Origin of the sequence: Thiohalophilus sp. (assembly GCF_034521165.1) — a bacterium.
Classification (GTDB): domain Bacteria; phylum Pseudomonadota; class Gammaproteobacteria; order UBA6429; family Thiohalophilaceae; genus Thiohalophilus.
The window spans coordinates 145,121-157,862 of sequence record NZ_JAXHMV010000008.1; the positions used below are offsets into that span (position 1 = coordinate 145,121).

Annotated in this window: 14 protein-coding genes; 3 read left to right on the forward strand and 11 right to left on the reverse strand. The window is 59.6% G+C overall.

The features are described 5' to 3' along the window. Positions 1-42: 42 nt before the first annotated feature. The 11 genes from U5K34_RS05400 to U5K34_RS05450 form a co-directional block, all read right to left on the reverse strand. A complete protein-coding gene (locus U5K34_RS05400; RefSeq protein WP_322567451.1) occupies positions 43-489 on the reverse strand; it encodes a hypothetical protein in 447 nt (148 codons plus the stop codon). Between the two features lie 253 nt (positions 490-742). Beyond that, positions 743-1,564 (reverse strand): prepilin-type N-terminal cleavage/methylation domain-containing protein, encoded by an 822-nt coding sequence (locus U5K34_RS05405; RefSeq protein WP_322567452.1) that lies wholly within the window; start codon positions 1,562-1,564, stop codon positions 743-745. Beyond that, positions 1,564-2,121, reverse strand: coding sequence for a type IV pilus modification PilV family protein (locus tag U5K34_RS05410; RefSeq protein WP_322567453.1), 558 nt, complete (start codon positions 2,119-2,121; stop codon positions 1,564-1,566). The genes U5K34_RS05405 and U5K34_RS05410 overlap by 1 nt, the downstream gene beginning before the upstream one ends. Next, on the reverse strand, positions 2,105-2,536 hold the full coding sequence (locus U5K34_RS05415; RefSeq protein ID WP_322567454.1) for a type II secretion system protein: 432 nt from the start codon (positions 2,534-2,536) through the stop codon (positions 2,105-2,107). The genes U5K34_RS05410 and U5K34_RS05415 overlap by 17 nt, the downstream gene beginning before the upstream one ends. 16 nt (positions 2,537-2,552) lie before the next feature. Then, positions 2,553-4,574, reverse strand: a complete 2,022-nt coding sequence (locus tag U5K34_RS05420) for an O-antigen ligase family protein (RefSeq protein ID WP_322567455.1) — start codon at positions 4,572-4,574, stop codon at positions 2,553-2,555. A gap of 49 nt (positions 4,575-4,623) precedes the next feature. After that, a complete protein-coding gene (locus U5K34_RS05425; protein ID WP_322567456.1) occupies positions 4,624-5,106 on the reverse strand; it encodes a type II secretion system protein in 483 nt (160 codons plus the stop codon). Between the two features lie 190 nt (positions 5,107-5,296). Continuing rightward, a complete protein-coding gene (locus tag U5K34_RS05430) occupies positions 5,297-5,902 on the reverse strand; it encodes a hypothetical protein (protein ID WP_322567457.1) in 606 nt (201 codons plus the stop codon). Beyond that, complete coding sequence (locus tag U5K34_RS05435; RefSeq protein WP_322567458.1) at positions 5,899-6,432, reverse strand: prepilin-type N-terminal cleavage/methylation domain-containing protein; 534 nt, start codon at positions 6,430-6,432, stop codon at positions 5,899-5,901. The genes U5K34_RS05430 and U5K34_RS05435 overlap by 4 nt, the downstream gene beginning before the upstream one ends. Then, on the reverse strand, positions 6,432-7,658 hold the full coding sequence (locus U5K34_RS05440) for a type II secretion system F family protein (RefSeq protein WP_322567459.1): 1,227 nt from the start codon (positions 7,656-7,658) through the stop codon (positions 6,432-6,434). The genes U5K34_RS05435 and U5K34_RS05440 overlap by 1 nt, the downstream gene beginning before the upstream one ends. Further along, positions 7,645-9,435 (reverse strand): GspE/PulE family protein, encoded by a 1,791-nt coding sequence (locus U5K34_RS05445; RefSeq protein WP_322567460.1) that lies wholly within the window; start codon positions 9,433-9,435, stop codon positions 7,645-7,647. Before U5K34_RS05445 ends, U5K34_RS05440 begins: the two co-directional genes overlap by 14 nt. A 420-nt stretch (positions 9,436-9,855) precedes the next feature. Next, positions 9,856-10,818: a dihydroorotate dehydrogenase gene (locus tag U5K34_RS05450; RefSeq protein ID WP_322567461.1), complete on the reverse strand. Its 963-nt coding sequence runs from the start codon at positions 10,816-10,818 to the stop codon at positions 9,856-9,858. A gap of 498 nt (positions 10,819-11,316) precedes the next feature. Between U5K34_RS05450 and trmL the strand changes: the two genes are divergently transcribed. From trmL to U5K34_RS05460, 3 genes are read left to right on the forward strand one after another with little or no spacing between them, the layout of a single operon-like run. Beyond that, entirely contained in the window at positions 11,317-11,781 is a 465-nt protein-coding gene (gene trmL / locus U5K34_RS05455) for a tRNA (uridine(34)/cytosine(34)/5-carboxymethylaminomethyluridine(34)-2'-O)-methyltransferase TrmL (protein WP_322567462.1), read from the forward strand. Between the two features lie 30 nt (positions 11,782-11,811). Next, positions 11,812-11,994: a BrnT family toxin gene (locus U5K34_RS16070; RefSeq protein WP_416224038.1), complete on the forward strand. Its 183-nt coding sequence runs from the start codon at positions 11,812-11,814 to the stop codon at positions 11,992-11,994. Then, a complete protein-coding gene (locus U5K34_RS05460; protein WP_322567463.1) occupies positions 11,978-12,226 on the forward strand; it encodes a BrnA antitoxin family protein in 249 nt (82 codons plus the stop codon). Before U5K34_RS16070 ends, U5K34_RS05460 begins: the two co-directional genes overlap by 17 nt. Positions 12,227-12,742 lie beyond the last annotated feature (516 nt).

Below are 12,742 nucleotides of genomic sequence, written 5' to 3' on the forward strand. Positions count from 1 at the left end.
GATTATCAATAAAAGACGTTATTCCGGGCCTTTCCACCCGGGTCAATCAGGATGGCGCACCATGACCTCGATTTGCCGCCGGGTGTCGTTACCCGCAAAGCTGCAGGCGGCGTCGCTGGTAATCCGGTAATAGTCGTCGCCGGCCAGGGTCAGGGCCTCGCAGGTTAATGTGGCGCTGCAGCCGTCCTGGGCCGGCGCTGTCAGGGTGAGGCTGGCACTGACCGCAGCGCAGCCGGGGTTGCTGCCATCCAGCGGGAGCAGCTGGGCCACAGCGGTCTGGGCGCCGGTTTCGGCGGCGTAGAAGGTGCGGATCGACTGGACCTCGCTGGCGACCGAGCGCTGGCCGGTCTGGCTCAGGCTGACCATGGCGGTGCCGATCAGGGCCATGATGACGATGATGAAAATGGCCAGCGGCAGGCTGAAGCCGCCCTGGCGCTGGCGCCCTGCGGGCAGGGACGAGGGACGAGGGACGAGGGACGGGGCATTCAAAAGATGTCCGGGAGACGACAGGCTCTCCGTCCCGGGCAGATCTGTCGCGGCGCAGCCGCTCCTATGCCCTGCGGGCAGGTGCGAGGGACGAGGGACGGGGGACGAGGCAAGGAATAGTTGACAGCACAAACCGCAGGAGCGCCATCGACACGTCAGGCTTTTCGTCCCGGACGGATTCGCGGCACAGCCGCTCCTACAGAGTAGCGTTATGCGAGTTGCTGTAGGAGCGGCTGTGCCGCGATTGTTTTCGGGTTCAGGGTACATTGCGGATTTGCACCTCGTGCAGCAGGCGGACCCACTCATTATCCTGCCGGACTCTCAAATCGAGGGTCACGACACCATTGCGTTGCAGGGAGCCGGGATCATAACGAAACGGTGTCACCGCCGTGCCGCCGTCGCTGAGCTGAAGGTTTTCGGCCAGCAAGGCCCCGCTTCCGGCCGGCGGAACCGGCTGGGCCGAGTTGATACTGTAATTCTGATAGCGTCGCAGGTCGCCGCCCGTACCCAGACAATAGCTGATCGGTGGGCCGGTGAGGAAAAACCGCTTGTGCGGCGAGTCGTGGGTGAAGCGATGACTGGAGGTAAGATAGACCTCTCCGTTGGCGGGATCGGAATTGCTGTCGTCGTAATCGGCCAGCGGTCCCGGGTTGTTCTTGTCATAAAGCGACGAGGTGCTGTAGGGATAGACCGCGACATAAGCCGTAGCCGGTGTTTGAGGCGCGATATAGTCAACCGCGGCAAAAGAGACGTTGGCGGCGGTTCGCGGGACCGACTCATAGGATGAGCCGCTTTGCACCGGAAAAAACTCGATACAGTGTGTGTCGCTGCTGGTACAGGAAGGTGTTGTGCAGCGAATTCGCACGCTGTTTGGTAGCGCATTACGCAGCTCACGGGTCATTTTCTCCACCGCGATGCGCGCGGTGGAAGTCAGTTGATCGCGGCGCACCGTATCGCTGTAGGCTTCCATGCTGCGAACGATATACACCGCCGTGCCGGCACTGATGGCGCCGAGCACGACGATGACCACCACCAGCTCGACCAGGGTAAATCCGGTGTGTCGATGTCGCATTCGCATCAGAAGTTGGTCCGGTACAAGGTGACGGGAATTTGCTGGTTACGGGGTGTGCGTATAATCAGATCAATGCGCTTGGCGAGCCGATCGTTGGCCAGGCCAAGTTCCGTACCGGCGTAGCTGATGGTCACACCTACATCGTAGTCCGAATAGTTGGGTAACGGATTGTTATCCGCATCGGCGGCCGTCTGAAAGGCCGGGTTGTGGTAATCATCCACGTCATCGAAGAGATCACGGCTTTCGCTGCCCTCGGGACCAAAGCTTGCCTCGGCGGTACAGGCATCGCCGTCCGGACTGTCGCAGGGCGGCAGACCACCCTGGGGCGTGTTTTCGTCATACTTTTTGGCGCCGATCTCATCCAGATACAACTGCGCAATTTCCATCGCCCGGGTATTGACCAGCGCCTCGGGCGCATCCAGCAGCGTGCGGTTGATCACCAGCACCACCCCGGACAGTCCCACCGCCAGCACCACGATAAACACCACCATCTCGACCAGCGTAAAGCCGGCCTCGTTCCTCGTCCCTCGTCCCTCGTAACTGTATTTAACAGTCATGCGCATACCCCGTCGGCTCAATACATACCCGGCGGGTGATGCCGTTGGTAATGTTCAATGTCAGTGGGCCACTCAGGGGGCCGGAGCCATCATGGGCGTCACCGAGCGCGTCATAGCTGATATTGGCAGCCGTGATGCTGATATCGCTCGGCAACGAGGTTGTAATGGGTGAGCCGATGACGGGAGTGATGGTCACCTGTTTGCTGCTGTTGTCCGTGGCCAGCAAGACCCCGCCACCCTGGTTCATCGCCAGTTGTTGCGCTTGCCGGGCGGCGCTGATTACCTGGGCCTGGGCGGCAGACGGGGTCACGCTGCCGCGATCGATAAAGCGCGAAATCGCCACCACCGAAAGAATACCGAGAATGATGATCACAGCAATCAGCTCTACCAGGGTAAACCCGGCTGTTGCGGCTGGTGACATGTGGCGGGTCATCGGCTTAATAGCGTTGCGACGGGCGGCGCTGGCCCTGCTTTGACTGCTGCGCATAGGCCTGGCGGAACTGCTCGAGTCGCTGCTGCAATTGTGTGGCCAGTTCATCATGTCCGGTCTGTGTGGCTATCTCGGCGGTCAGTTGGACGTAATCCAGTAGTTCCCGGCTCAGGCTGTGATAGGGGTAGTCGAGCCCTGCCTGCAGTATAGCAAAGGCCTGTTCGGGCTGTTCCCGGCGTTGATAAACGCGCGCCAGAGCCAGACGGGCGGGCAAAAAACGGGGATTGTTTTGCAGTGCCTGGCGATAATCGTCGATGATCCTGTAGGTATCGGCATCGCGCAGTTCCTGCAGCCGTCCCTGCAGATACGGGGTATAGGCCTGATAGGCGTTGAGTTCGGCGGCCCGGTCGAGTTTGTCTGCGGCATAGTCGAGCAGATCATCGCGTTTGGGACTCTCCGGCGGCAGAACGGCCACGCTGCGTAACAGCAGATCCGCGTCGGCATAAAAATGGTTGTCCATATAGGGTGACAGTTGCTGGGCGCGCTCGTAAGCGAAATGCGCCTGTTGCAACCGGCCGGTCGCCGCCAGGGCGTTACCCTTTTGATGGTAATGATCGGAAAGCGCCAGGGTGACGAAATAGCCGGCCGCCATCAGTACGATCGCGAAACTCACCAGATAGAACGACAGCGGATGAAAATGGGATTTCCAGGTAAAGCGCCAGGTGGGCGTTGCGCTATGTTGAGCAAACAGCCGATCCAGCCGGGCCAGATAGAGGCCGGCGACGATCATCAGGGGCAACACATAAAAGTTATAGGTGAAGGCACTGTGCAGGCCGAAGGCGAGCAAGGCACTGAACAGGCCGACCGCCTCGAAATAGACTGGAGAAGAGGAAGAAGAAATCGCGGCGCAGCCGCTCCTACCGGACTGCAAGGAATCGGTGGTAGTAGGAGCGCCTCTGGCGCGATAGCGCCGTGCCAGGCGAACGAATTGCCAGATCAATACACCAATGATCAGTAACAGGAAAAACAAGCCCGGCAGGCCGGTTTCAGTGGCGATCTGCAAATAATCGTTATGCACGTAATAGCCGGCGCTGGTGTCTTCAAGATGGGCCGAGGTGGGTAGCTTGAGAAAAAACGCCCCCAGACCGATACCGCTGAAGGGCTGGGCCTGCAGCATCTCCCAGGCCGGTTGCCAGAGCATAAAACGCGGATTGCCCGACTCACCGGGATCGGCCAGGGTCGCCATGCGCGAGAACATGTCCCTGCCGACAAAACCCGTCAATTGCGTATACAACGTGGCCAGCACGAAGCCGCTGGCCAGCCAGGCGCCCAGGGCGGCCAGTTGTTGTCGGCTCACTGGTTGCCAGAGCAGATAGACCAGGACGATCAGGCCCACGGCAAAGGCGAGCAGCGCGCCGCGGCTGCTGATGAGGCCAAGCACAAACGCGAGTATCACAAGTGCCGTGGCGATCGAATAACGAGAACGTCGGCGGTCTTCGCTTGTCAGATACCGGGCCGCCAGCGGCAGCAGGGCGAGATTGATCAACGCCGCCAGGGAATTTTTATTATAAAAGCTGGCGTCGGGTGAAACGTCATAAAGGAGCTGTTCGCCAAAGCCCCACAGCGCCAGTCCTGTAATAATCACCATCAGCAGGTTGAAGCTGTAGCGCCAGGTTTGTTCCGCCTCGGGCAACAACAGATAGATCGCCACAATCAGCGCGAAGACCCCGACCCACCACAGATTCATCACGCCCAGATACGGCACCGGGTGGTAGATCAGGCTGACAGCCAGAAAAGCGAAAAACAGACCGACCACGATCGTCAGCGGGGTGATGACAAGGGTGTGGTGGCGGTGATAGCCGTGCAGTAACGCCAGCAGCAGCCAGGCGAACAGGGCCAGTTGGGCGAGACTGTAATACTGCAGATAAAAGCCGTTGAAGATCAGCGCCGCGATGAAGGCGGTGAGAAAAAGGAATGTCGAGAGTATCGCCACGCGGGAGCTGGCGAAAGCAGGGAATAAACGGTTCATGGAAAGTACTGAGGCCGCGAAGCGGCCTCAGTTAGTTGTCTGTAATTTTTTAGCAGCCAGTCAGTGTCACAATGACCGGATCGTTGGTATTGTCCGGATCATATTCTGCCTGACAGGTATTGTCACCAGGGCCGGAGTCGGGCCGGTAAGTCACGCTGTCGGTGGTGACAGTACCCAATGTACCGGCAGTACCGTTGACGGTGAAGCCATCCGGGTCAGGCATGGCAATACGAATACCAAAGTCAGAGCCATCAGGGCGACCCCCAAGACCTGTATAGGTATCGTCGTCAAGCACCTGGACATTGGTGCCACCCATACTGATGCTTATTGCTGAACTATCACCATTAACCACATACTGCGCCTGTCCCAGTGCGGCAGCGGCACGCAGGCCCCCGGCGACACCCTGCACGCTGGCCTGGCGGGCGTCGGTGGTGACGTCGATGAATTTGGGCAGCGCGGTCGCCGCCAGAAGGCCGAGGATAACTATGACCACGACCAGTTCGATGAGGGTAAAACCACGTTGTTGATTCATGATGATCTCCAGTGTCCGGTTCAGTGTGGCAACCGCGGTTGCCGGGAGTAGCCCTTCTGCCGCAGCAGAAACAAGATGATTCAATAATTTAGCGTAATTATATCAAGTAATCTAGCAAGATGGGGTCAAATTACAAGACCCTGGTTAAGAATATCGGCAAAACCGGGTGGAATTGAAGCATTTTTGTTCACTATAACAATATAAATAATATAACTATAGAAGCCAGGAAGACAATGCCGCCGAACAGCCGGGGGGCGCGTGCGGCAACATTGTCCAGGGCCGCGGTGTTGTAGCCCGCGCTGGACGGGCGCTGTCCGGTGGCGATCCAGCGGTTGGCCTGTTGTTCCAGACCCTTGATATTACTGGGGCGGATCAGGACCACCAGGCCGATATACAGCGTGAAAATCCCGATCAACACGAGAAAAATCCGCAGCGTCTCCAGCAGCCAGCCCCAGACGTCGGTGGGGAGGATGCCGGGCAGAATCCCGGCATAGTTCTCCAGCGGAAAATCGAAAAACAGCCGGTAGAGCAGATAGCCGGAGCCGACGATGAGCAGCAGGCCATAAAGTTTGGCGTGGCGGTAAAAATAGCGCTCGATGTGAAATTGCCGGTCCAGAAACTGTCCCAGCCGACGGAGGGAGAACCACTGGCTGAGTGAACGGTTAAAGCGCAGGCCCAGGTTGGGGCTGACAAGCAGCATCAACCCGTACAGCGCTGTCAGGACGAGCAAAATGCCCAGCACCGTCAATGTACCCTGTAACAGGGCCGAATCCAGAACCGAATGATTATTGTTCATTTTGGAAATTCCCATTGGTAATTTTCCAGGGGAACCAGATTTAGCCCGGTCACCTGGGTAGTACGGTTATCCCGGTTGTTATTCGCCAGAACCAGCTCGATGCGGTAGCGCACCCGGGCCGGCCCGGGCAAGGGGCTGCGAAAATAGTCGGCGAACCGGATCCGGTAAACCAGCGCCGATGTCCCGGTATCGAAATACCAGACCCCGTTTTCGACGACCCGGGATTCATCCTCGATCTCACCAATATAGTTCTCCGGGGGCTGGGCGAGCAACGCGAAGGGGTTGCTGTTTTCCAGGTTGTTAATGGTCCGTATCCGGTCCCGGGCGACCCGTTTGGCCACCTCCATCCCCAGCGCGCTGCGCAGATTGCCGACCACGGTCCGGACCATGGCCCGCTCCGCGTCGACGCGATACTCGAGCAGGCGATCGATGGCGGCAATCCCCAGAATGGAGATGATCAGGATGACCAGCACCAGTTCCAGCAGGGTGAAGCCCGGTTGTCGGGAGGGACGGCGTACCGGCAATCTCATCAGCCTCCCCGCATTGCGGACATCAGATCCCACATCGGCAAAAAGACGCCCAGTGCCAGCACGAAGACCATGGCGCCGAGGATCACGATCAGGATCGGTTCCAGCGCGCTACTCAGATACTTGAGCCGGTAATCGACCTCGCGGTTATAGAACGCGGCGACATTGTCCAGCATCTCGTCCACCGCGCCGGTTTCCTCGCCCACGGCGATCATCTGCAGGATCAGCGGGGTGAACATGCCGCTGTTGGTGGCGGTGCGGGTCAGGGACTCGCCCTGCTCCACCCCGGTGCGCATGCCATGGATGTGTTGTTCCACATAGGCGTTGTCCACGGCATTGCCCACCACGGTCAGGCCCTGGGTGAGCGGCACGCCGGATCGTTGGGTCATGGAAAAGGCGGTGGCGAAGCGTTGCAGCAGGGCCTGGTGCAAAATAATCCCGACCGCCGGCAGCTTGAGCTTGTAGCGATCCCAGGTGAGCCGGCCATTCTCTGTTTTGAGCCAGGCACGCAGGCCGAACAGGGCCCCGGCCAGCACCGCCGCCAGCACATACCAGTATTGCACCATGAAGTTGGACATACCCACCAGCAGCCGGGTCTGCCAGGGCAGTTCGGCGTCAAACTTGGCGAAGATCCCGGCGAAGGTCGGGATCACAAAAAAGTTGATCACACTGATGGCGATAGCGATCGCCACGAGGACAAAAACCGGATAACGCATGGCCGTCTTGATCCGATCCCGGGTGTCCTTTTCCCGCTCCAGATATTCTGAGAGTTGCAGCAGGGCATCGTCGAGGTTCCCGCTGTGCTCGCCGACCTGGACCATGCTGATGAACAGATCGGAGAAGACATTCGGATGCCGGGCCATGGCCCCGGAGAGGTTGAGCCCCGACTCCAGCCCGACGACCAGATCGCGGATCACGTCCTGCAGATAGGGGTTGTCGACATTATCGGCCAGGCCGGTGAGCGCGCGGATGATGGGCACGCCCGAGCGCATCAGGGTATACAGCTGGCGGGCGAACAGGATCATGTCGTCCAGTTTGGGCCGGCGGCTGGCGCGCCATTTGCGATAGCGATCCGCCAGCGTGGTGCGGGGTCGGGATTCGGTGATCTCGATGGGGGTGACGCCGCTGTTCAGCAGCTGGCTGGCGGCGCCGTCGACCGAGGGCGCTTCGACACTGCCGTTGATGGCGCTGCCGGCGCGGTCCCGGCCCCTGTAATCAAACCGGGGCATGGCTCGCTTCTGACGCGTCGTCCGTGCCCGCCTCGTCAAGCGGCGGGACCGGCAGTTCGACCTCTTCCACGGTGCCGGTCACGCGCATGACTTCCTCGAGTGACGTCACCCCCTGCTGGGCGTAATCCAGCGCGTGGCGGGCGAACGGGCGGAAGGTATCGCTGCGTCGGGCCTGTCGGGTGAATTCCACTGAATCGGATCGGCGCAGGGCGTTGGCCAGATCCTCGTTGATTTCCAGGTATTCGAACACACCGATTCGCCCGTGATAGCCGGTGTTGTTGCAGTGCGGACAGCCGGCGCCATGCACGAAACGGGTCTCGTCAATCTCATCGCCCAGGGTGTTATACAGCCAGGCCAGCTCATTGGGCTCCGGATGATACGGAGTTTTGCAGCTGTCGCAGACCCGGCGTACCAGGCGCTGGGCGATCACGGCGCGCAAGGCCCCGGCCAGCAGATAGCCTTCGGCGCCCATGTCCAGCAGACGGTTCACACTGGAAATGGCGTCATTGGTATGCAATGTGGAAAGCACCAGATGGCCGGTGATGGAGGCGCGCAGGCCGATCTGGGCAGTCTCCTGATCGCGCATTTCGCCGATCAGCACGATATCCGGGTCCTGACGCAAGGCGGCGCGCAATACCCGGCCAAAGGTGAGATCAATGCGCGTATTGACCTGCACCTGATTGATGCGCGGCAGGCGGTATTCCACCGGGTCCTCGACGGTGATGATCTTCTTGGATGCATCGTTGAGCTCCGACAGGGCGGCATACAGCGTGGTGGTCTTCCCGCTGCCGGTCGGGCCGGTGACCAGCACCATCCCGTAGGGGCGCTGTATCTGGTTACGAAAGTGCTGCAGAATGTCGTCGGTCATGCCCAGCTGTTCCAGATGCAGCATGTCGCCCGATTGATCCAGCAGACGCATGACCACCGACTCGCCGTGCTGTACCGGCATGGTCGACAGACGCACGTCGATGCTTTTATCGCGCACGCGGATGTTGAAGCGCCCGTCCTGCGGTACGCGGCGCTCGGAGATATTCAGCCCGGCCATCAGTTTGAGGCGCGAGACCAGCGCATTGGCGATGCGCTTTTCTTTCATCACCTGTTCCTGCAGCACGCCGTCCACGCGCTGACGGATGCGCAGCACAGACTCGTCCGGCTCGATATGAATATCCGAGGCGCCGATCTGCACCGCGTCCTCGAACAGGGTCTGCAGCAGGCGCACTACCGGGGCGTTGACCACGTCCTCGTTCTGCGCGATCTGGCTGAGGTCGATATCGCTCTCATCCAGCTGATCGTCCAGCTCCTCGGCCAGGTTGCTGATATCGGCGGTGCGCCGGTAGGTGGAATCGATGGCCGCCAGCAGATCGCTTTCGCGTACCACCGCCTGCTGGATATCCCGCTTGAGGACCTTGGCCAGCTCGTCGAAGGCGAAGATATCGGTGGGATCGGCCATGCCCACCAGCAGGCTGTTGTCGGGGTTTTGCTTGAGCGCGATCACCCGGTAACGGCGTGCCAGGGTTTCGGGAATCAGGCGGACTGTGTCGGGATCATAGTTATATTTTTTGAGATCGATAAACGGCAGATTGAGCTGGGTGGAGAGCAGCTCCATCAGCTGCTGTTCGGTAACCAGTTGCTTCTGGATCAGGGTGCGACCCAGCTTCTGGCCGGTCTTTTTCTGATCGGCCAGCGCCGCCATCAGCTGGTCCTCGCTGATGACATTGTTTTCGACCAGCAAATCGCCGAGTCGGATTTTTTTGCGGGGGGCGGTGGTTGTGGCCATGGTACCGGGCTCGATTAAAGGCTCAATTGTTATATAACAATACGTTAGATGAAAGGGTTATCGGTTGCGAGCGGTTTTTTCTTTATTATATGAAATGCGCCTGGGGCAGGCCGGACAGAGCAGCGCAGTGTCCGGCCTGCCCGCCCGAATTTTACGCTGCCCGATACCGCTCCCGCTCTATCGGGCCTGCGAGACCGGGTAGGCCGGACAGAGCAACGCGGTGTCCGGCACCTCGCGCGAATTTCACGCTGCCCGATACCGCTCCCGCTCTATCGGGCCTGCGAGACCGGGTAGGCCGGACAGAGCAACGCGGTGTCCGGCACCTCGCGCGAATTTCACGCTGCCCGATACCGCTCCCGCTCTATCGGACCTGCGAGACCGGGTAGGCCGGACATAGCGCAGCGGTGTCCGGCACCCGCCTCAACTGCAGGAGCCGCCGGCGTCATTCAACCGCAGGCTGCCGGTGATCTGCCCCACATTGGCCAGCCCGTGACGATTCATATACTCCACGATACCGGCATTGATTTTGGCGCAGATCAGCGGGTCATAAAACAGCGCCGTCCCTACCCCGATTGCCGAGGCCCCGGCGATCAGAAACTCGATGGCATCCTCGGCCGAATTGACCCCGCCCTGGCCGATGATCGGAATGCCGTGCTCGCGCGCCACCTGGTAGACCTGGTGCACCTTGAGCAGGGCGATGGGCTTGATCGCCGGGCCGGAGAGGCCGCCCTGATTGTTGCCGATGATGGGCGAGCGCGATTCGATATCGATGGCCATGCCCATCAATGTGTTGATCACCGCAAAGCCGTCGGTGCCTGCCTCGATGCAACGCCGGGCGTTGTCGGCGATGTCGGTCTGGTTGGGTGAGAGCTTGGTGATCAGCGGTTTGTTGGTGACCTCGCGGCAGGCGGCCACCACGCGGGCGGACATATCCGGGTCATTACCGAATGCCACCCCGCCTTCCTTCACATTCGGGCAGGAGATGTTGATCTCCATGGCATCGATGGGCGAGTCATCGAAGATCCGCGCCACCTCGACGTACTCTTCCAGCGTGGAGCCGGAGAGGTTGGCGATAAAGCGGGTTTCGGAAAAATCCAGTTCCGGCAGGATCGTGTCCACCACGTGCCGCGAACCGGGGTTCTGCAGCCCGATGGCATTGAGCATCCCCATCGGCGTTTCGAAAATCCGGTGCGGAAGATTGCCCAGACGCGTCTCCAGCGTCGTGCCCTTGAGACACACCCCGCCGACATCGCGATTGGAATAGCCGACCACCCGGGTGTATTCCTCGCCGAAGCCGACGCACCCCGACAGCAGCACCAGCGGGGTCTGGAATTCCATCCCGCAAAAATCGGTGCGCAGCAGCTCGAGCTCGTCAGTGGTCATGGCGAGGCAAGATAACCCTATTACGTCGCTGGGACAAGTCAGCCTCGCTGGATCGAGTCAGGAAAGGAAGGCACACTGGCGAGCCGGCGACCTTTTCGAAGATATGTACTCAATTGGGCCAGCGAGGAGGTACGAGGGCCGAGTGACGAGTAACGAGAGTTGTATCCCCTCCCCCTGACCCCCTCCCTCAGGGAGGGGGAACCGATCGCGCAATTAGAGTCGTAGGCCAGGTTGCGCGCAGAGGTAGGCCGGACATAGCGATAGCGGTGTCCGGCAATCCGTGTTGCGCGCAGGGTTCTGTAGGGTGCGTACTACGCACCGGATATCGGTACAAGGTTCAAGGATGATGGTGCGTAGAACGCACCCTACCCGCCAGGTCCTGGTACCTGATCCACGGGGGTAGGCCGGAGATAGTGCAACGGTGTCCGGCAACTATCCGATCAGAACAATGAGCCATTACGGTATGATGACCAGTACAGATGCCCAGAGCTCAATGCCATGTTCCACGTCGTGCTGTACCAACCTGAAATTCCGCCCAACACCGGCAACATCATTCGCCTGTGCGCCAACACCGGCGCGCAGCTGCATCTGATCGAACCGCTGGGCTTCGAGCTGGATGATGTGCGCCTCAAACGTGCCGGGCTGGACTACCACGAATACGCTCAGGTCCGGCGGCATACCGGTTTCGATTCCTTTTTATTAGGCGTGCAGCCCAAACGCCTGTTCGGTTTGTCGACCAAAGGGAAACGCAACGTGTTCGACGTGGTCTATCAACCGGGGGATGCGTTTATCTTTGGCCCCGAAACCCGCGGACTGCCGCAGGAACTGCGCGAGGGGCTGGGCGAGGATTTCGTGTTGCGCCTGCCCATGCAGCCGACCAACCGCAGCCTGAATCTGGCCAATGCCGTGTCGGTGGTGGTGTACGAGGCCTGGCGGCAGCAGGGGTTTGCCGGGGCTGAGTAAGTTGGCTCTGCATGCCGACAACAACCCGCCATGCCGGTGCAGAGCCGGCCCCGGCATCCCGTGTGTGGGAGGCGATTGACGTACTGGGAAGAGCTAATACCCAAAACACTCGCTTTAGTGGTCGTGTATACCTACCGTGGCGATACGATTCGGATCATATCGGCGCGCCTTGCCACTCGCAAAGAGATGAATGTTTATGAAAAAGGAATATGATTTTAAAAAGGCCAAACGCGGCCCGGTGATAAAACCGAAAGGTAAAACCCGTATCACCATATATCTGGATGATGACGTGGTTGAAACCTTTCTCAAGCTGGCAGATGAATCCGGTTCAGGTTACCAGACCTTGATTAATCAAGCTCTACGTGATTTTCTTGGCAAAAGTGCCGGCCCGCTGGATGAAGAAACGCTGCGTCGAGTTATTCGCGAAGAGCTACGTTCGGGGTAACTTCGCGGTATCGGGCATCCGGCCACATCAAAATGTACTGCAGGAGCGCCCCGCGGGCGCGATACTCTTGCTGAGAAATACTCCTGTATCTAAATGATCGCCCTGCGGGCAGCCTGAATTTAGAAAGCGGGCTCTCGCGCCCGCGCGGCGAGTTTATCTGACGAAGGCCGTCCATGGCCTTCGCACTTTGTGCAGCCTCCGGCTGTCCAAATTCGAGTCGCTCCCGGCATCCTGCCTCCCGCGACATTAGTACATCCATGTACGTCATCCCGACGAATTTGTCGTTGTAACGCGACAACGAAACGAACCAAAGGAAACGCGCCTGAAAGATGCCGCCGGTTCAGCCATTTCCAATGGCTGAATCGGTCCCCTGCGCGCATCCTTACGGGCTAATCCTCCTTCCACTGCGATGCTCGGCGGCGTCTGACGGTGTCAAAAACGGACTGGTGGGACAAGGGTTTTCCCTGATATTTCGGCAACAAGCGAGGTGTCAGGGTGAAAATGCAGAAAATCCTT